A 20,282-nucleotide genomic window follows, 5' to 3' on the forward strand; every position below is an offset into this window, starting at 1 on the left:
TATTGGCAACGGAAACGGTCACCGGTTTCCGCCACAATACCGTTTTCATGCCTGATAATGGGAACGGTATGCCTTCAGTGGATGTTTTACTCACTAAGACCGGCTCAGGCAGCCGGTCTTATGCCATAAACGACAGACAGGTTTCAGCCTGCACTCGAAAGGAAAGGGAGCCTTGCCGATGAAACTGGTCATTCTCGACCGAGATGGCGTCATCAACGAAGATTCCGATAACTATATCCGTTCCGTTGACGAGTGGATTCCCATTCCCGGCAGTATTGAAGCCATCGCCCGGCTGAGTCAGGCCGGTTATACCATTGCGGTTGCTACTAATCAGTCCGGCATAGGCCGCGGTTATTATGGCCTGGCAGAATTGGACGCCATGCATGATAAGATGAATCGCCTAGTAAACGACAATAGTGGTTTAATTAGCACTATCGCTTTTTGTCCCCATACGCCGGATGACGGTTGTGATTGCCGAAAGCCACAACCCGGTCTGGTTCGCCAGATTGAAGCAAACCTGAAAACATCGGCGCAGGGCGCCTGGTTTGTTGGTGATACCGGCAAAGACATCGACGTTGCTCGAGCCACCGGCTGCCAACCGGTTCTGGTCAAAACCGGGAAAGGGGAGAGAACCCTCGCAAAAGCCCGTGCTGATGATTTGCAGGGCGTGAAAATTGTCGATTCACTCGCAGACTTTGCAGATTACCTGCTCAATGGAGCTGATGTCTGATGGTTTACCGTGCATTTCTCTGGTTTAGGACAGCTGTCTTCTATTTTTTGCTGATACTCTGGACGGTTTTTTATCCAAGCCTGGTGTTGGTGAGCATTTATTTTGTGCCGCGGAAGTATCGGCATCGGTATGCTGTTGTCACCTGGTGCCGTGTCGCACTCGTGCTGGTTAGAACCCTCTGTGGTATTCGCTGGGAAGTGGAAGGAAAGGAGAATATTCCGGATCACGGCTGTGTGATTCTCAGCAATCACCAGTCAACATGGGAAACTTTTTACCTTCAGACTGTTTTCACGCCGCAATCCACGGTCATTAAGCGGGAATTGCTGAATATTCCTTTCTTTGGCTGGGCTTTCCGCTTTCTGAGTCCTATCGCCATCAACCGCAGTGATCGCAATGCGGCCATGCATCAGCTGATAGAGCAGGGTAGCCATTACCTGAAAGAAGGGAATTCGGTACTCATTTTTCCGGAAGGAACACGCCGTGACTGGCCTGATCTGGGTAAATTCAGCCGGGGCGGAGCAATGCTTGCCAATAAAGCCGGGGTAGAAGTAGTCCCAGTCGTTCACAATGCCGGTCGTTGCTGGCCAAATGGAAAATGGCTTAAAACGCCGGGCGTTATTCACGTTAAAATCGGACAGCCCATCGCCAGTGAAGACAAATCAACCACGGAACTGAGCAAGCTGGCATATGAGTGGGTGAAAGAAAATCAGAAAACGCTGGATTGAATTTAAAGACGCCCTATAAACGCGTTATAGGGCAATACCTGAAAGGGGAGGGCAGTTTCCCAAAGATCCCCTATATATCCTCATTTCGTCTGATCATGTCAGCGCAATCCATGGCGACTTCATGACCTTTCAATGTCTCTCTCGCATGAATGACCATCAACTGAGCTTTCTTCTTCATCTGCTGCATGATGGGCGTCATGATCTCATGCAGGCGATCCCATTCATCCTGCGTCAGGGTATAAACATCCGCCTGTGGGTGATGCTCCATTTTCAGACCGGTAATGCCAAATTCTTCCAGCAGTTCCAACTGGGCACGGGTGATATGAGGTTCCTTAAAGTCCTTGTTGGGCGCGTATTTATCCAACGTTGCCAGTGAATCATACTCAGGCAGCGTTTGATCAAGAATGCTGCTTTGCTCGCCACTGGAAGCCTGATTACCTGCAGAATCAGCCGTCTGATTGCCCACCGGTCTGCCTTGCTTAACAGTGCCGCCCTGGTTGCTCCTGATATCATTGCTCATGTGCTGACCAACCTTTCCTTAGCTTCTCAGATCCCTGATTTCATTCGACAACTTGTCTTCTTCGAACTCCAGCTGCTTCAACTGGTTTTCCAGTTTCTCAAGCTCTGCCTTGATAGGGTCATACTGGGACTGAATTTGACTCTTTTCCTGCACCAACTTGTCCCGATCTCCCGTCAGAGAGGTTATTTCAGCATTGTTTTTTACTATCTTGTCATTGATTTCGCTGATCTTGTTATTGGTATTCTTGATATAACCGTTGTTAGCATTAATTTCCTTGGTAGCAGCTTTTCTGGCTGATCGTGCTGAGGCATCTTTACCCCAGTTCCATGGCAACACCATCCAACCCTGCCAGCGGTTATCGTGTAATTTCTTTTCTGCTTTCTTTTTGTTTTCCTCATATTCTGCTTTTTTCGATTCTTCAGTTGTTCTTAATGCTTCATTCTTTTCTTTTTCTTTTTGTGTCATGTCGATGTTGTTATTTTTACCAATAATCTCAACATCTTTATCTTTTAATTTGGATTCATACTCTTTGGCTTTATCTCTTAGTGATTCCAGTTTTTCTTCCAGGGCACCTTTCTTTTCTCTTATTTCACTTCTTTCTTCCTGCTTATCTATGATTTTTTCGTGGGTACTGGATGTTGAGCCTGTTCCACCCACTGCTGCAGGACCTCCACCCACTGCAGCAGAACCACCTCCCACTGCATGATGTCCACCAAACTGGGAAGGTGGACGAATGCCCGGCACTGCACCATGCCCTGGGATTTGGTTGTAGAAATTGGACATGCCTGCATATTGCATTCCAAACCCATGCATCGAGCCCATCATACCGGGTGTATGGGCAACACCACCGGTCATGATGCTGATCTGTATGCCCGGTATGTTATAACCCGGCGCAATCCCGCCCCTGGCACCAATACCACCAACCTGGCCGATGCCGCCAATCGAAGGGGGTTGTGAAGGATTAAACGCTATAGCCATAACCAGAATCCCGTATTCTCTAAATCAAACCGCTCTTCTTAACCGAACCATTGCCTGCTGATTTTCCGGCGCTTCCATTCTGTTTTACTGATTTGGATGCTTCTTTTATCTTGCGCTTCACATCGGCATCCAGCTCATTTTTCCATGCGATGGTTTCAGCCATGGCAAACTTGGGAAAATCAGGGTTTTCAATATCCCTTTGCACATCTTCCGGCGTCATATTGATATCGCGAAGTAACCCCTGATAACGGGCAAATACGTCTGCGCCCTGATTAATCAGTTCATCTATTTCAGACAATATGGCTTTATCTTGCTTATCCGGATCAAGGTTTTCATTATCCATAATTAAAAACCATGCGATATTTTTCAGAATACTTTTATCGATACATAACAGTATAAGCAATTAAACAGGCCTGATTTATCGAGCCTGTTAATATAATCATTCTTATATTATTAATGCTTTAACGTTTTATTTAGTCATAAAAAAAAGCTGGTCAAAACCAGCCTTTTTACTATTCAGTCAATTAACTATCGCCCATCAGCTGCTCTACGAGCCCCATCAGGATATGAATGACCTTGATATGGATTTCCTGGATTCGGTCGGCATAACCAAAATGCGGTACACGAATTTCAATATCCGCCAGTCCCGCCATTTTTCCGCCATCCTTACCCGATAAAACGATGGTACGCATACCTTTCTGTTTAGCGACTTCCAGCGCTTTCATAACATTTGCGGAGTTACCACTGGTGCTGATACCCAATAAGATATCGCCAGATTGTCCTAACCCCTCTACATAGCGGCTGAAAACATAATCGTAGCCAAAATCATTGCTGACGCAGGACAAATGACTTGGATCTGAAATCGCAATGGCCGGATAGGCAGGACGGTTTTCGCGGTAACGCCCCGTCAACTCTTCAGCAAAGTGCATGGCATCACAATGCGAACCACCATTGCCACAGGAAAGCACTTTCCCCCCAGCCTTGAAGGATTCCGCCAGAAGTTCGGCGGCACGGGTGATTTTCTCCAGATTCGCGTCGTCATTCAGAAACTGGTCAAGCACCATGGCGGCTTCTGATAATTCCTGTCTGACGTATTGCTGTAATTCATTCATTGCTTCTGTCCCAGCCACCGTCACTGACTGTTTTCAGCTAATTTCAAAAACAGACAGTAACGGTGTTTTACGCAGTATTTTTGAGATTTCCGGATTATACGTCGAGGTTAGCAACCTTCAGCGCATTGTCTTCAATGAAGTCCCGGCGCGGCTCAACCACATCGCCCATCAGCGTCGTGAAGATCTGGTCAGCCGCAATCGCATCGTCAATGGTGACGCGCAGCATGCGACGGGATTCCGGATCCATAGTGGTTTCCCAGAGCTGCTCAGGGTTCATCTCACCCAAACCCTTATAACGCTGGATATAGTGACGCTTGGTCGACTCGTGCATCAGCCAAGTCAGGCCCTGCTCAAAATCATCGATCGGCTGAACACGCTCACCCTTGCGGATATGGGCGCCTGCTTCCAGCAAGCCCTTCAGTTGATTACCCAGCTTCACAATATTGCGGTAATCATTGGAGATAAAGAACTCCGTCTGGAAACGGTATTCCGTGGTAATGCCATGGGCAATAACACGGGCAACAGGTACCCAGATTTTCAGCTCAGGATTTTCAACCGCACTCAGGCTGATGCTTACACCAGACAGTTTTTTGCCTTCCAGTGTTTCATTCAGCGCCTTAACCCAGGCTTCAACGGTAGCCTGATCCTTCAGGGATTCTTCGGTCAACTCAGAGACATAAATCATTTCTCTGAGTACATCAGCCGGATAAACCCGTGACAGACGCTCAATAATAGACTGAACATTCCGGAAGTCAGCCACCAGGGATTCCAGCTGCTCACCACCGATACCTGGTGCCGTTTCATTGACATGCAGACTGGCGTTTTCCATCGCTGCACTGGTCAGGTATTGCTGAAGGGCAGGTTCATCCTTCAGATAAGATTCCTGCTTGCCACGCTTGATCTTGTAGAGCGGAGGCTGCGCAATGTAGATATAGCCACGTTCGATCAATTCAGGCATCTGACGGAAGAAGAATGTCAGCAGCAGGGTGCGGATGTGGGCGCCATCGACGTCCGCATCGGTCATGATAATGATCTGGTGGTAGCGGAGCTTATCAGGATTAAACTCTTCGCGACCAATACCACAACCCAACGCTGTGATCAGGGTTCCAACTTCCGCAGAAGAAAGCATCTTGTCAAAACGGGCTTTCTCGACGTTCAGGATTTTACCCTTCAGCGGCAGGATAGCCTGAGTACGACGGTCACGCCCCTGCTTGGCCGAACCACCTGCAGAGTCACCCTCCACAATATATAGTTCGGAAAGGGCCGGGTCTTTCTCCTGACAGTCAGCCAACTTGCCGGGCAGACCCGCGATATCCAACGCCCCTTTACGGCGGGTCATCTCACGCGCTTTACGGGCTGCTTCCCGGGCACGGGCCGCATCCAGCATTTTGTTGACGACTGTCTTGGCGTCCTGTGGGTTTTCCATCAGGTAATCGGAAAAGAAGTTCGCCATTTCCTGCTCAACGGCCGTCTTCACCTCAGAAGAAACCAGCTTGTCCTTGGTCTGGGAGGAAAACTTGGGATCCGGTACCTTCACGGAAACAATGGCGGTCAGACCTTCACGGCAGTCATCACCGGTGGTGCTGACCTTTTGCTTCTTAAGCAGACCTTCCTTTTCGATATAGGTATTCAGAGAACGCGTCAGAGCTGCTCTGAAGCCCGCCAGGTGGGTTCCGCCGTCGCGCTGGGGAATGTTGTTGGTAAAGCAGTAAATGCTTTCCTGGAAGCTGTCATTCCACTGCAGGGCAACCTCTACGCCCACGCCATCTTCACGCTGACGGGAGAAGTGGAATACATTGTTAATCGAGGTTTTCTTGCTGTTCAGGTATTCAACGAACGCCTGCAGTCCACCTTCATATTTGAAGGTTTCCTCGCGACCATCGCGCTCATCCTTCAGAACAATGCACACACCGGAGTTCAGGAAAGACAGTTCACGCAGGCGCTTGGCCAAAATATCATAGCTGAACTTGATATTGGTGAAGGTTTCCGGAGATGCCCAGAAAGTCACTTCGGTGCCGGTCGTATCGGTATCACCGATGACCTTGAGCGGTTCCCGTGGAACACCATTATTGAAGACCTGCTGATGGACATTACCAGCCCGACGAATAGTCATCCGCAGTTCGCTGGACAACGCATTCACAACAGAAACACCCACGCCGTGCAAACCGCCGGAAACCTTATAGGTGTTATCGTCGAACTTACCGCCGGCATGCAGAACAGTCATGATAACTTCTGCGGCGGAAACCCCTTCCTCTTCATGGATATCTGTTGGAATACCCCGGCCATTGTCACGGACAGTGACCGATTCGTCAGGATGGATAACCACATCAATCTGGCTACAGTGTCCCGCCAGCGCCTCATCGATCGAGTTATCGACGATCTCAAAGACCATATGATGCAGACCGGTGCCGTCATCCGTGTCACCGATATACATGCCGGGGCGCTTACGCACCGCATCAAGGCCCTTCAGGACCTTAATATTCGACGCATTATAACTTTGCTCAGTCATCAGTCTGCTTCTCCATAACCTCTCGCGTCGGGGCGAGTGCGCTGTCTGCCCTGCTCAAACTATCGATTGAGCCAAGGCAGAACAGGGTAGACAAAACACTCGTCACCGCAGTTAATTACTACTACTTACCGCACCATGTTCCACGTGGAACATCTTTACCCGGGTTTTCTCGTTCCATTGATGCGCTAACCCTTCACGCTCAACGCTGGTCACAAAGACCTGGCAATGCATCGCTTCCAATGTATCGCACAGCAACTGCCGGTGTTCTGCATCCAGTTCTGATGGCAAGTCATCCACCAGATAAGTGCAGGGACGATTACTGATTTCTGAAAACAGTAAGCCCTGGGCCAGCTTCAGGGCACAGACCACCATTTTCTGCTGCCCCCGGGACAGAATCTCAGCGGCATTCATCCGCTCCAGCCTGACCTTCAGATCCGCTCTCTGAGGACCAGCATGCGTATACCCGGAGTTAATGTCACGTTCCCGGTTTTTGCTGAGTACTTCACTGAGACACAAGTCCTTGTCCCAACCCCGGTAATAACTCACCTTCAAACCGGGCACATTAGAGAACTTCTCCATGACCTGTTCAAAAACAGGGAGTACTCGCTCTATATACTCAGACCGCAATTCGTCCACTTGTTTCGCAACCGTGACCAATTCCTGATCCCAGATAGCCAACTGCGAACAGTCTATTTTACCATGACGGAGCAAGGTATTCCGCTGTCTCAAGCATTTCTGTAAGCGCTGCCAGAGAGGGAGGAACCGATGTTCCACGTGGAACACTCCCCAGTCAATAAACTGCCGTCTTTCCTTGGGCGAACCTTCAAGCAGTCGAAAAGTGTCAGGATTTATGACTTGGATGGGAAGAATGGAGGCAAGGCTCGACACATTATTAACGGTTTCACCCGCGATACGGATTTGATAATCCCCCTCCAGTGTTCTGGTTACGCCTACAGGAATGGATCGAGTTTCCTGACTGATTTCCCCAAAAACCGTACAGGATTGTGAGCTATTCCTAATAACAGGCTTTAGTTTCGAGGAACGAAAAGAACGCGCCATACCCAACAGGTAAATGGATTCCAGGATACTGGTCTTGCCACTGCCATTCTTGCCGTAAAAGATATTGATATCAGGGGAGGGTTCCAGGGAAACCGTGGCGAGATTCCTGACATCGGTGATTGCGAGACGCCTGATGGTCATATCGTTGTTTTTACCGGGTTAAAACCAGAAAACGGATGCCACAGGGCATCCGTTTTCCGTTAGGGTGCAGAGAATTGCCGTCGGCTCAGAGGCGCATGGGCATGACTACGTAGACGGAATCACCACCCTCAGTCTCTTCAATCAGCGCACTGCTGTTGGAATCGGACAGGGTCAGCTTGACCGCGTCGCCGGAAATAACAGACAACACGTCCAGCAGATAGCTGACATTGAATCCGATCTCAAGCGCATCACCGGGATAGTTCACGGTGACTTCTTCTTCCGCTTCTTCCTGCTCCGGGTTATTCGCCATGATCTTCATGGTGTTTTCATTGAGCATCATGCGAATTCCGCGGTATTTCTCGTTGGAGAGAATCGCCGTCCGGTTGAACGCCTGACGAAGGGTCTGACGATCACCAATCACAATCTTGTCACCACCACGGGGTAGAACGCGTTCGTAATCCGGGAATTTGCCGTCGACCAGCTTGGAAGTAAAGGTGAAATCACCGGTATTGGCGCGGATATGGTTTCCGCCAACGGTGATATTGACCGCTTCATCGCCTTCCGTCAGCAGACGCGCCAGCTCCAGAATCCCCTTACGCGGGACAATCACCTGGTGCTTGTTATCCTGACTGATATCCGCATCCACAGAACACATCGCCAAGCGGTGGCCGTCTGTTGCGACAGAACGCAGCATATGATTGTTCACTTCCAGCAGCATACCGTTGAGGTAATAACGGACATCCTGCTGTGCCATGGCAAAGCCGGTGCGATCGATCAGGCGACGCAGACGGGATTGGGCAATGGAGAAGGTAAACGAGCCGGCTTCTTCTTCAATATTCGGGAAATCGTTAGCAGGCAGCGTGGACAGCGTGAACCGTGAACGGCCGGAACGCAGAATCACTTTCTGGTCATCGACCTTCAGCTCAATATCGCAATCCTCAGGCAGGGATTTGCAGATATCCATCAGCTTCCGCGCAGGCACGGTGATCTCGCCGCTCTCGGCAGACTGTTCCAGTTTGACGCGGCCAACCAGTTCAACCTCAAGGTCAGTCCCGGTCAGGGAAAGCTGGTCACCCTCGACAACCAGCAGAACGTTGGACAGGACCGGCAGAGTTTGCCTGCGCTCCACAACACCAGCGACCAACTGCAGCGGCTTGAGCAGTGCTTCCCGGTTAATGGTGAGTTTCATGGTTTCCTTCTCTCGTAATCCTCGTTGGAAGATACCGTCATCAGCTGGTCAGCGACCGATGCAGATTCTTGTAATCCTCAGCGATTTCGTTATCAGTTTCAATCAGTTCCTTCACCTTGCGGCAGGCATGCAGGACCGTGGTGTGGTCACGGCCGCCGTAGGCTTCACCAATTTCCGGAAGACTGTGGTTGGTCAGTTCCTTGGACAGCGCCATGGCAATCTGTCGCGGACGGGCAACAGAGCGACTGCGGCGCTTGGACAGGATATCTGACATTTTGATCTTGTAATATTCAGCCACGGTGCGCTGGATATTATCGATACTGACCTGTTTATCCTGCAGCGCCAGCAGATCTTTCAGCGATTCGCGGATCAGGTCCACATTGATGCGACGTCCCATGAAATGCGCACTGGCGATAACCCGCTTCAAGGCACCTTCCAGCTCACGGACGTTGGAGCGGATCCGCTGGGCAATAAAGAAGGCTGAATCATGGGGTAGCTCAATATTGGCCTGCTCGGCTTTCTTCATCAGAATCGCGACACGGGTTTCCAGTTCCGGCGGTTCAACCGCAACCGTCAGGCCCCAGCCAAAACGGGATTTCAACCGTTCTTCCAGACCGGCAATTTCCTTGGGATAGCGATCACAGGTCAGGATCATCTGCTGGCCGCCTTCCAGCAAGGCGTTGAACGTATGGAAGAACTCTTCCTGGGAACGCTCCTTGCCGGCAAAGAACTGGATATCGTCAATCAACAATGCATCGACAGAACGGTAGTACCGTTTGAAATCGTTAATGGCATTCAGCTGCAGGGCTTTAACCATATCCGCGACAAAACGCTCGGAATGCAGATAAATAACTTTCGCGTCCGGATTCTGTTTAACAATTGAATTACCCACAGCGTGCATCAAGTGCGTTTTACCCAGACCCACACCACCATAAAGGAACAAGGGGTTATAGGCCGCTCCGGGATTTTCTGCCACCTGGCGGGCCGCTGCCAGCGCCAGCTGGTTGGACTTACCTTCAACAAAGGTTTCAAAGGTAAACGTCGTATTCAGAGAGCTGTTGTGCTTGATGCTTCCTTCAACCTCAACCTGACGCTCTTTCTGACGGGTAGGCGCAGGTTGTGGTGGTTCAGGCGGGATATCTGCTGAGGCTTCCGGCTCAATCACATCCGCTTCACTGATGGAAGCTGCTCGAGATTTCAATGGATTCACAAACGTGCGTGACGCAGAAGAAGTGGATGATGTTCCACGTGTCATATCTTCCTGCGCCGTCGCCATTTCAGGCACACGGGATTCCACTTCAATATTTATTGAACCGGACTGAATCCTGTTCGGCTCGGCAGTGACAGGCTGCTGTTGACGCTCATCCGCCAGATCCAGACTTTTCTGGTTGCTGGCAAAAGGCGACGCATATTGAGTCGCAGCAGCAACCGGTGATTCAGCAGGCGCACGACGTTGTTGTGTCGTCGTACCCGTCGAGCGGGAACGGATATTAAAAGAAGGCTTCCGGTTACTCACACCCAGGGCGATCGCGGGCGGATTGCCATCCGTCAGCTCATCCATCACCTCCTCGATACGAGGCAGGAACTTATCCTTGACCCAGTCAAGCACAAAGCGGTTGGGGGCCAGCAGACACAGCTCGTCGTGGTCCGCCATAACCTTCAGTGGACGTAACCAGGTGTTGAACTGCTGGGAAGGCAGCTCATCCTGAAGGATATCCATGCATTTCTGCCATAGCTCCAGTGGCACGAGGACGCTCCGGTTGAAAGTGAAGAAAGTGGTTCAGAACCGATGTTGAAAACAGTTTATTTTATCGTGTGTTGCCGATGTTATCCACACCCGTAAAAACCCTGTATTTATAGGGCTGGATGTTAAAATTTCATTATTAATCAACAAGTTAGCATCAATAGAAATAAATGCTTTAAAAACAGGGAGTTACTAACAGGGCTGTGAATAGTTCTGTGGGAAAAATGTATAACTCAAGCGGATCACCTGTGCTCAGAATGCCGTTTTATACACAAGTGGTCATACACCCCATTTTTTTATACACAACGCTCCACGGTAACCGTACAACGTAACCGCAGTGGTTTGGACAGGGTTTGCCTGACGCTAGCCTGTTGATAAATAATGTTTTTTTGACGTTTTCCACATAAAACGGCCAGCCTTACATAAACAACATCAAAGAATAAAAACATAATATAAGAATATATTTTTTATATTTTTCTTTATTTATCTATTTCGTCAAAACCAACAAAAAGACAGATGTCTAATATTTGTACTTTCTTCTGCAACGGCGTTTTTGACTGTCATACAGGAGATGCAAATCTATCCGTCATCAAATAAAAGCCTGTGATCCAGGTGTTACGTGGATTCAGCCTGTAGATAAGTAGAGGATGTGACGCCATAGCAACCGACCTATTGCCTTATAAGGAAGCACACAACCCGCTGGTCGATTTTTATACATCTTTTAAATTGACGCTATTTATCGGATTCCCTACAATTGCGCGTCTTTTATCTGTCATTTTTAGTTGTACCCCGTACAACTGCAGCGTAGGTGAGTTACCCATGAAAAGAACATTTCAACCCAGCGTCCTGAAGCGTAAGCGTACCCACGGTTTCCGTGCTCGTATGGCTACCAAGAACGGCCAGCAGGTTATCGCTCGTCGTCGTGCCAAGGGTCGCAAGCGCCTGTCTGCCTGATTTGCGGCCAGGACCTGAGCGTGAGTTTCAGTTTCAGCCGTGATCACAGGCTGCTGAATGCCGCTGAGTTTAAACAGGTCTTCGATACTGCAGATATCAAGGTATCCCATAAGCATCTGCTGATTCTGGCGCACCGCACCACCCGGGAAACCCCGCGGCTGGGTCTGGTGATTGCCAAGAAAAATATCCGGCATGCGGTTGACCGCAACCGGGTGAAGCGGATGATGCGGGAAACTTTCCGCCTGAACCAGGCCAGTCTTGAAAAACTGGATATCGTGGTTCTGGCCCGGAAAGGTCTGGACACACTCAGTAACAGGCAACTGCAGAACCTGCTTGAGAAGCAATGGTTGCGAATCAGGCAACGGTCTGAATCCCGGAAGCCGTCTCCCACCCGAAACGCACCGGGTCAGGTCAAAGCCCCCGCCAGTCATGGTTAAGGGGGCTGTTGCTTCTCAGGTCTGACCGGCACTCCGCCCGCAAGGAGAACAGGCCATGTCCGTCAACCCGGTCAAATCACTGGTGCTGTTGATTCTTCGCATATACCAGTACGCGATCAGTCCTTTGCTGGGCAGAAATTGCCGTTTCTATCCCTCCTGTTCCGCTTATGCGAAAGACGCCATAGAAACCCATGGTCTTCTAGGCGGAAGTTTCCTGTCGATAAAACGCCTTTTGCGCTGTCATCCCTGGCATCCGGGAGGGTATGATCCCGTTCCGGGCTGTTCGGCTGATGGGCATGATGCTGTGTCGGAGGAGTCCCGATCCCCGTTGTCTGCGTGTGCATGCGCTGCAAGGACAACGCCGTTAACAAACAGCCCTGGGTTACGTGGTGGTGAAGATCCTTCTGTGGATAAAACGACTGCGTCGCTCAAGGCACAAAACCAAACCGATTCGATGGCCCGATAATCATGGATTTGCAGAGAACTATTCTGATCGTTGGCCTGGCCGTTGTCGGTTACCTGATGGTGCTGCAATGGAACCAGGACTACAACAAGCTCCCCGAGCTGAGCACAACTGAAGTTGTCTCCGTGGGTGAGGCGCCGGTCGCGCAGGCAGCCACTGGCAGCAGCGATGCGCCGGTGCTGGAAAGCGATACTGTTGTAGATCACGGTTCTGCCGCCAGTGCGCAGCTGATCACCGTAACCACCGACACGCTCAACGTCACCATTGATACCCGTGGCGGAGACATTGTCTCTGTCTCGCTCCCGAAATATCCGAAGGTGAAAAGCCAGCCGGATAACCCGTTTGTTCTGCTGGAAAACAGCCAGAACCGCCTGTTTGTCGCCCAGAGTGGCCTGACCGGTACCGATGGTCCTGACCGTCATGGTCATCCGGTATTCTCAGCCGCGAAAACGTCCTGGCAACTGGAAGACGGCAAGGACAATCTGCAGGTTGACCTGACCCTGAAGACCGAAAAGGCGGATATCACCAAGCGTTACACCTTTGAGCGCGGTGGATACCAGGTATCTGTCGACTATCTTGTCCACAACACGTCTGACCAGACCTGGCGTGCTAACTTCTACGGTCAGCTCAAGCGGGACAACTCCAAGGACCCGAGCACCGAGTTCAGCAGCAAGACGACAATTAACACCTATCTGGGCGCCGCCGTTCGCAGTAACGAAAAGCAATACCAGAAAGTGGATTTTGACGATTTTGCCAGCAAGCCGTTCAAGGAAACGGTGGAAGGGGGTTATGCCGCGATTCTGCAGCATTACTTCGTTGTCGCCTGGGTACCGGGTCAGGAACAGCAGAACACTTACCAGACACGCGTCGTTAATGGCAATAACATTATCAGTGTCGTAGAACCGGCGGTTGAAGTGAAGCCGGGTCAGACCGGTATAGCGGGTGCGACCCTGTATGTCGGTCCGAAGAACCAGGAAGTGCTGGCGAAACTGGCCGATGGCCTGAACCTGACCATCGACTACGGCATTCTGTGGTGGTTCGCCAAGCCGTTGTTCGAACTGCTGAAGTTTCTTCACTCCATCCTGGGTAACTGGGGCTGGAGCATCATCGCGCTGACCGTGATTGTTAAAGCGGTATTCTTCCCGCTGTCTGCGGCCAGCTACCGCTCCATGGCGAAGATGCGCAAACTGTCGCCCAAGCTTCAGGCGCTGAAGGAACAGTATGGCGATGATCGCCAGAAGATGTCCCAGGCGATGATGGAAATGTACAAGAAGGAGAAGGTCAACCCGATGGGTGGCTGCCTGCCGATTCTTGTCCAGATGCCGGTCTTCATTGCCCTGTACTGGGTACTGCTGGAATCCGTGGAAATCCGCCAGGCGCCGTTCATCCTGTGGATACAGGACCTGTCGCAGATGGATCCTTACTTCATCCTGCCGCTGATCATGGGTGCGTCCATGTTTGTCCAGCAGCTGCTGAGCCCGACGCCGCCGGATCCTGTCCAGGCCCGGGTGATGAAGCTGATGCCGGTGATCTTCACGGTCTTCTTCCTGTGGTTCCCGGCCGGTCTGGTTCTGTACTGGGTTGTGAATAACCTGCTGTCCATCGCGCAGCAGTATTACATCACCCGCAAGATCGAGGCGGATCCCAACGCCTGACGTTGAACAGGATTTGCTTTACCCCCAAAGGCGTGGTCACTAGACTACGCCTTTTTTATTGGCCCTGATTTTTCCCGTCACGACACCATGACCCATCCCGATACGCTCCACACCAGTTCCGATACCATTGCCGCCCAGGCCACCGCTCCCGGACGCGGTAGCGTTGGCATTATCCGGGTTTCAGGTCCGCTGTGCCGTGAGGTTGCCTCCGCCTTAGTCTCGGAAACACTGAAACCGCGTCACGCGCATTACCTGCCATTTCTGGATGAAGACGGCTCGGTGATTGATGAAGGGCTGGCGCTGTTTTTCCCCGGCCCGAACTCCTTCACCGGTGAGGATGTTCTGGAATTACAGGGCCATGGTGGGCAGGTCATTCTGGATATGTTGCTGCGTCGTATTGGCAAGCTGGGTGTACGCATGGCGCGGCCGGGTGAGTTTTCGGAAAGAGCTTTCCTGAACGACAAGATGGATCTTGCCCAGGCAGAAGCGATTGCGGATTTGATCGACAGTGCGTCTGAGCAGGCTGCCAGAAATGCTGTGCGTTCTCTCCAGGGAGCATTTTCGAGCCGGGTTCAGGCGTTGGTGGAAGCCTTGATTCAGCTGCGTATCTATGTGGAAGCGGCGATCGATTTCCCGGAAGAAGAAATTGATTTCCTGTCAGACGGCAAGGTCCAGAATGACCTGAACGCTGTGATGGCGAAGCTGGATCAGGTTTTCAGTGAAGCACAGCAGGGCGCCATTATGCGGGAAGGGATGACGGTTGTTATCGGCGGTCGCCCTAATGCGGGAAAATCCAGTCTTCTGAATGCGCTGGCCGGACGTGAAACGGCAATTGTTACAGATATCGCCGGCACTACCCGGGATGTTCTGCGGGAACATATCCACATTGACGGCATGCCGCTTCATATTATCGATACCGCCGGCCTCCGTGACAGTGATGACAGGGTCGAACAGATTGGTGTTGAACGCGCTTTCCAGGAAATTGGACAGGCCGATCGTGTGCTTTTGATGGTTGACGCCAGTACCACGGATTCCTGTGATCCCCACACCATCTGGCCTGAATTTGTGGATAAGTTACCGAAAGGGGAAAAAATCACCATTATCCGCAACAAGATCGACCTGACCACGGAAACGGCAGGTTTAACCGAACATAACGGCGTGACTGTGATTCATTTGTGCGCCCAGACCGGTGATGGTGTGGATCACCTCCGCGAGCATCTGAAAGCCTGTATGGGATACACCGGAACCCTTGAAGGTGGCTTCAGCGCCCGTAGAAGGCATATAGAGGCCCTTGAGCAGGCAAAAGAGTATCTGGAGAAGGGGAAAGCCCAATTAAGCGGCTACGGCGCTGGAGAGCTTCTGGCGGACGATCTGAGGCAAGCCCAGAAAGCACTGGGAGAAATCACGGGTGAGTTTTCCAGTGATGACCTGTTGGGACGGATTTTTTCGTCATTCTGTATCGGGAAGTAAGTACCGGCTTACTGGTGGAAATACCAGTTCACGAAAAACACACTCATGATAGTTGTGATCAGGCAGCCAAAGGTTATCCAGAACTGGCGGCTCAGGCTGGCCATCTCGGTTCGAACGCCAGCAATTTCCTTATGCAGGTCTGAGCGGACATCGCTGATCTCGTGTCTGAGTTCGTGGTAGCGGGATTCCGTTGTCAGTTGAACCTGCAGAATCGCTTCCTGCAACATCAGAATATCTTTCTTGCTGGCATTGTGATCGGGATCCAGCGAAAGGCTCACGTCATAGGCCAGCGTTTCATCGATACCAACACGTTTGAGTTCTTCGTAAAGCGATTTACTCATACAGCCTCCCTTTGTCGAACAGCAAGCATAGACCAGATATTATCAACATCGTGAACAAGCTAACCTATTGGATTATATGGAATAAGCCGTTTTAGTATTGAAATGTAAATACTGGCTTACTGGTGGAAATACCAGTTCACGAAAAACACGCTCATTATGGTTGTGATCAGGCCGCCAAAGGTTATCCAGAACTGGCGACTCAGGCTGGCCATCTCGGTTCGAACGCCGGCGATTTCCTTATGGAGGTCTGAGCGGACATCATTGATTTCGCATCGGACATCGTTGATTTCACACCGGACATCTTTCACTTCATTGCTGACATTGCTGATACCCTGCTTAAGTTCGTGATAGCGAGATTCTGTTGTCAGTTGAACCTGCAGAATTGTTTCCTGCAGCATCAGAATATCTTTCTTGCTGGCGTTATGATCGGGATCCAGCGAAAGGCTCACGTTATAGGCCAGCGTTTCATCGATACCAACACGTTTGAGTTCTTCGTACAGCGATTTACTCATGCAGCCTCCATTGGTCGAGCAGCAAGCATAGACCAGATTGGAGGCGTGACAATGGGGTATGGGATTACTTGGGTTGGCGATCCTTTACAACCAGAAAATCATAGCCCTTCTCGGAATGAATCAGCTGATAATGTTGATCAAGCCAATGTCTCAGTCTGTCAGTGAAGGGGTTTCCATACTTATCGTTGGTTTTATGAATGATCATTTCTGGAGGATGTTGAGAAAACAGGTTTTTAATCTCGGATAGTGAGTGTTTACTATTGATACTGATCCCAGCGAATAGATGTTTTGTAGGATTTTCCCTTCCAGAAAGAAAATACCATTGGGGATGAGAGGGAAAACTGAAAATCGTGTCTGACGGTGTGGTATTTACATCAATCACGGCTAATGAACGCTGGTAAAACCCGGTTTCATCAGCGGTGAGATTGATTTGGGCGCGTCCCCCAAGTCGGGAGTCAGCCGAAAATTCGCCCGGCTGAGTCGTCACAAATTGAGCAAAGCTGCGTTCCCAAACCGGGGCGCCTACCACCGTTGTTTGCACGCCGACGGTTATCACCATTAACCCAATAAAACCGGCTTTTTGCCATCGGAGTTGTTTTCCCCACAACCAGAAACCGGCCAGTAACAAGGGAGGAATTGACCAGATCAGGTAGAGAGGAATTTCAAAATGAAGACTGGCCAGACCATAAAACGGGGCACAAACCACAAAAGCAGGCAATGCCTTGTGGCGATTGTGTGGTGAAAACTGAACAGCAAATCGCCTGGCAATAATCCAGCCTGCAATCCCGGGAAGTAAAACAAGACCTATCCACGTCAGGTAATTGATGGTGCTGATTGTATTGGTGATTTGTCGAATCTCACCACTGACGGTGACCAATAAGTTTGAATATCGCCAAGCCTCGATAAAAGGCATGGAAATCAAGGATAAAGGCAAAAACACAATATCCTGTAACCAGGCTTGCCAGATACCTTTGCTGGATAAGTAAACAGCCAGCGGCAGGAAGGCTAGAAACAGCCCCAAAGAATAGGAAATGAGAATGCTCCAGACTGCCTTTGCGTCAGGTCTTGCCTTCCAGATGGCAACCACTGCAATCACCAGTGCCGGAAAGGCAAACAGGCTCAGTCCTGCCAGGTCACTGCGGTTTATGCTGTATCCGGCAACGCCGAGAAAAGCCGAAAACAGCAATAATTTCCCGAGGAAACCGCTTGTTCCCGATGTTGGTTGAATCTGCTGTTGTACCTGTGGATGACTCAGCAACCATGTCACCATGCCACAGCCGAGCAAAATGCCGGAGAGATGCCTGAACAGAACACAAAGTCCGATTATCAGCCCAAGTAATACCAGCTTGCCAGGACGATCCAACAGATCGGCTTCTGCGGCAACACGAAAAGCGGCAATGGCAAAGAACAGGGCATAAAGATTCGCGGTTGGATTGGCGCACGCTGGCATACCCAGGGATGTCACCAGTATCATCCCCAGCATGGCGGGTAAACGCCCGCTATCGCGTAATAACTGCCAGACAAGCACACATTGAATCATCGAAAGAAAAAGCAGCGGAAAGCGCAATGACAGTGTTGTAATTCCAAACAACTTCATTGCCGCAGCATTTACCCAGAGAATGTAACCGGGATGGATTTCATGAAAATCAACGTGGGGCGTTTCACCATTGAGGAAACGCTCGGCGGTATGGGCGTAATAGCCATCATCTGCGCCAAGCCAGAAATCATCAAAACCGTTTAAAAGAAGAAACAGGGAGACTGAAAGACCAAGGAAGAAGTACCCGTTTTCCTGAGCCTTGAAGACAAAGACATTAAGGCGCGACATCACGACTTCCGTTCGATAGTGTTCTGCTCGAAACCACGGGTTTCGTAGATCAGGTAGAGGGGTCTTTGCTTCACTTCCTCAAAAAGCCCTGCAAGGTATTCGCCGATCATACCAATGGAAAGCAGGATCACACCGCTGAAGAAAAGGATCAGGGTCGCCAGTGTGGCAAAGCCGGGGAAATCTATGCCAAAAATCAGTGTTTTGACGACGATATAAAAACCATAAAGAAATGCGATGCAGGCGATCGTTGCGCCGATAAAACTCCATATTCTTAATGGGGCGCTGGAGAACGAAATAATGCCTCTCAAGGCACGGTTCAGCATGGGGAGAAAAAGCCATTTGGTTGAACCTGCTGCCCGTTGATCCGGGGTGTATTCCATGTAGGTCGTGGGAAAACCTATCCACTGGTAAAGCCCTGCCTGGTAGCGGGATCTTTCCGTCAGACGCAGCAAGGCATCACAGGCTTTTCGGTCCATCAGGCGAAAATGAGCAGCACTCTGAACCATTTCAAATGAGCAGGCACGCTTCATGATCCAGTAAAAAACAGATTTGGCTGAGCGAACAAGCGGGGTTTCATCATTCCGGTGCTTGCGGATCATGCAGACCATATCCGCTCCCTCACGCCAGGCATTAAGCATTTCGGGCAATAAGGCCGGTGGGTGCTGGAGGTCAGCATCCATAATGCAGACAACCTGGCCGGAGGAATGAGCCAGTCCTGCTGTAATGGCGGCATCCTGCCCGAAATTTCGGCTCAGGCGTATAACGCGTAATTCAGGAATATCACTGCAACGGTTGAGGAGAGTCGGGCCCGTTTTATCAGAACTGCCATCATCCACACAAATCACTTCAATGGAATGCGATAGCTGCCGAACAACAGGTAGCAGGGTATCGAGCAAAAGGTCGACACATGCTGCTTCGTTATAGAACGGTATGATGACCGAAAGGCTGTCCGGATCAGGTCTTAATATCTTGTTGTCAGAATGGTTGGAATTGTCAGCGACGCTTCTACTGGCAGACGTATCATCCATGTCACGGTCAGCCCTTGAAAAAACGAGTTATATCGATTCATGCTAGTGAAAGATCCATAGAACAGCCACTTCAGACAACGCAGGGAGCCGCGGGTGTCACTGAGCATTTTAGTGCGGGAAGTCTTTCGTTACGGGATAGTAGGACTGCTGTCTGCCGCTACGCATTTCCTGGCGGCGTTATATGCCATTGAGACTCTGCAGCTATCACCGATCGTCGGTAATCTTGGTGCGTTTGTGTTTGGCGCATTGGTGTCTTATCTCGGGAATACATTCTGGACGTTTGGCCACAAGCGGGGAGTAACCTTTTTTTCCAGCCATCAGCGTTTTACACGCTATCTGTTGCTGGCGGTCTGTGGTTTTGTCTACAACGCGATGGGTATGTTGCTTCTCACTGAGTGGACCGCCTTTTCCCCGGTAATCTGTATATTCCTGATAGTGGTCAGCTGGCCAGCCATCAGTTTTCTTCTCTGTCGCTACTGGATTTTCAAGGTAGCCACTCTCTCATAATCCTTCTCGAATCCATCCGTAAGTTCATTTTTTTCTGTTATCTAACCTGTTGAAAAGTAGGCAGAAAACTACTCGGATAATCTATGGATGAATCACGGAATAATTTTTAGCTGTGAGTAACCTGCCAGTTATGCACAGGGTAGCCCACATCATAACCTTAGCTTCCTGACTTCAAGTACACAGAGTTATTCAATAGCTATCCTGTTGATAAATAGCATGTTTTTTCTCTTTTCCACGGAAATTATCCACACTATACATAACAACATAAACAAGAAAGAGATTAGATTGGATACTGAATATTAATTTATTTCTGTAATGACGGCAGTTACCGCCTGTGTAAAGGAAAACACCGGTTTTTTTTTGATCAACCGACGGTATACTTG

The 20,282-nt window shown here is 50.2% G+C and carries 20 protein-coding genes; 8 read left to right on the forward strand and 12 right to left on the reverse strand.

Going from position 1 to position 20,282, the window contains the following annotated elements:
• The first annotated feature begins 178 nt into the window (after positions 1-178).
• On the forward strand, positions 179-730 hold the full coding sequence (gmhB, locus tag AC27K1_RS04765) for a D-glycero-beta-D-manno-heptose 1,7-bisphosphate 7-phosphatase (RefSeq protein ID WP_487148729.1): 552 nt from the start codon (positions 179-181) through the stop codon (positions 728-730).
• Positions 731-834: 104 nt separating this feature from the next.
• Positions 835-1,455, forward strand: a complete 621-nt coding sequence (locus tag AC27K1_RS04770) for a lysophospholipid acyltransferase family protein (RefSeq protein ID WP_487148731.1) — start codon at positions 835-837, stop codon at positions 1,453-1,455.
• 70 nt (positions 1,456-1,525) lie between these two features.
• Here the strand turns inward: AC27K1_RS04770 and AC27K1_RS04775 are convergent, their stop codons facing one another.
• The 8 genes from AC27K1_RS04775 to dnaA all read right to left on the reverse strand — a co-directional run bounded on the left by AC27K1_RS04775 (position 1,526) and on the right by dnaA (position 10,683).
• Positions 1,526-1,975 (reverse strand): hypothetical protein, encoded by a 450-nt coding sequence (locus tag AC27K1_RS04775; protein ID WP_487148732.1) that lies wholly within the window; start codon positions 1,973-1,975, stop codon positions 1,526-1,528.
• A gap of 18 nt (positions 1,976-1,993) precedes the next feature.
• Positions 1,994-2,953, reverse strand: a complete 960-nt coding sequence (locus AC27K1_RS04780; protein ID WP_487148734.1) for a hypothetical protein — start codon at positions 2,951-2,953, stop codon at positions 1,994-1,996.
• A gap of 19 nt (positions 2,954-2,972) precedes the next feature.
• Positions 2,973-3,296: a hypothetical protein gene (locus tag AC27K1_RS04785; protein ID WP_487148736.1), complete on the reverse strand. Its 324-nt coding sequence runs from the start codon at positions 3,294-3,296 to the stop codon at positions 2,973-2,975.
• A gap of 181 nt (positions 3,297-3,477) precedes the next feature.
• Positions 3,478-4,065, reverse strand: a complete 588-nt coding sequence (gene lpcA / locus AC27K1_RS04790) for a D-sedoheptulose 7-phosphate isomerase (RefSeq protein ID WP_487148737.1) — start codon at positions 4,063-4,065, stop codon at positions 3,478-3,480.
• 94 nt (positions 4,066-4,159) lie between these two features.
• Complete coding sequence (gyrB, locus tag AC27K1_RS04795; protein ID WP_487148739.1) at positions 4,160-6,574, reverse strand: DNA topoisomerase (ATP-hydrolyzing) subunit B; 2,415 nt, start codon at positions 6,572-6,574, stop codon at positions 4,160-4,162.
• A gap of 111 nt (positions 6,575-6,685) precedes the next feature.
• A complete protein-coding gene (gene recF / locus AC27K1_RS04800) occupies positions 6,686-7,774 on the reverse strand; it encodes a DNA replication/repair protein RecF (RefSeq protein WP_487148740.1) in 1,089 nt (362 codons plus the stop codon).
• Positions 7,775-7,859: 85 nt separating this feature from the next.
• Entirely contained in the window at positions 7,860-8,963 is a 1,104-nt protein-coding gene (dnaN, locus tag AC27K1_RS04805) for a DNA polymerase III subunit beta (protein WP_395180572.1), read from the reverse strand.
• 40 nt (positions 8,964-9,003) lie between these two features.
• Entirely contained in the window at positions 9,004-10,683 is a 1,680-nt protein-coding gene (dnaA, locus tag AC27K1_RS04810) for a chromosomal replication initiator protein DnaA (protein ID WP_487148990.1), read from the reverse strand.
• A gap of 843 nt (positions 10,684-11,526) precedes the next feature.
• Between dnaA and rpmH the strand changes: the two genes are divergently transcribed.
• From rpmH to mnmE, 5 genes are all read left to right on the forward strand, one after another.
• Positions 11,527-11,661, forward strand: a complete 135-nt coding sequence (rpmH, locus tag AC27K1_RS04815; RefSeq protein WP_395180574.1) for a 50S ribosomal protein L34 — start codon at positions 11,527-11,529, stop codon at positions 11,659-11,661.
• 20 nt (positions 11,662-11,681) lie between these two features.
• Positions 11,682-12,098: a ribonuclease P protein component gene (gene rnpA / locus AC27K1_RS04820; RefSeq protein WP_487148742.1), complete on the forward strand. Its 417-nt coding sequence runs from the start codon at positions 11,682-11,684 to the stop codon at positions 12,096-12,098.
• Between the two features lie 55 nt (positions 12,099-12,153).
• A complete protein-coding gene (yidD, locus tag AC27K1_RS04825; RefSeq protein WP_487148744.1) occupies positions 12,154-12,564 on the forward strand; it encodes a membrane protein insertion efficiency factor YidD in 411 nt (136 codons plus the stop codon).
• A gap of 2 nt (positions 12,565-12,566) precedes the next feature.
• Positions 12,567-14,216, forward strand: a complete 1,650-nt coding sequence (yidC, locus tag AC27K1_RS04830) for a membrane protein insertase YidC (RefSeq protein ID WP_487148746.1) — start codon at positions 12,567-12,569, stop codon at positions 14,214-14,216.
• 87 nt (positions 14,217-14,303) lie between these two features.
• Entirely contained in the window at positions 14,304-15,686 is a 1,383-nt protein-coding gene (gene mnmE / locus AC27K1_RS04835) for a tRNA uridine-5-carboxymethylaminomethyl(34) synthesis GTPase MnmE (protein WP_487148747.1), read from the forward strand.
• Between the two features lie 8 nt (positions 15,687-15,694).
• On the opposite strand, the gene AC27K1_RS04840 is transcribed toward mnmE, so the two are convergent.
• The 4 genes from AC27K1_RS04840 to AC27K1_RS04855 form a co-directional block, all read right to left on the reverse strand.
• Positions 15,695-16,027: a hypothetical protein gene (locus tag AC27K1_RS04840; RefSeq protein ID WP_487148748.1), complete on the reverse strand. Its 333-nt coding sequence runs from the start codon at positions 16,025-16,027 to the stop codon at positions 15,695-15,697.
• A gap of 116 nt (positions 16,028-16,143) precedes the next feature.
• Positions 16,144-16,539 carry a hypothetical protein gene (locus AC27K1_RS04845; protein ID WP_487148749.1) on the reverse strand — a complete coding sequence of 132 codons (396 nt, stop codon included), beginning with the start codon at positions 16,537-16,539 and terminating at the stop codon, positions 16,144-16,146.
• A gap of 64 nt (positions 16,540-16,603) precedes the next feature.
• On the reverse strand, positions 16,604-18,175 hold the full coding sequence (locus tag AC27K1_RS04850; protein WP_487148992.1) for a glycosyltransferase family 39 protein: 1,572 nt from the start codon (positions 18,173-18,175) through the stop codon (positions 16,604-16,606).
• Positions 18,176-18,363: 188 nt separating this feature from the next.
• Positions 18,364-19,392: a glycosyltransferase family 2 protein gene (locus AC27K1_RS04855; protein ID WP_487148750.1), complete on the reverse strand. Its 1,029-nt coding sequence runs from the start codon at positions 19,390-19,392 to the stop codon at positions 18,364-18,366.
• A gap of 93 nt (positions 19,393-19,485) precedes the next feature.
• Between AC27K1_RS04855 and AC27K1_RS04860 the strand changes: the two genes are divergently transcribed.
• On the forward strand, positions 19,486-19,899 hold the full coding sequence (locus AC27K1_RS04860; RefSeq protein WP_487148751.1) for a GtrA family protein: 414 nt from the start codon (positions 19,486-19,488) through the stop codon (positions 19,897-19,899).
• Positions 19,900-20,282: the final 383 nt, after the last annotated feature.

The organism is Kistimonas ophiarachnellae (genome assembly GCF_057552235.1).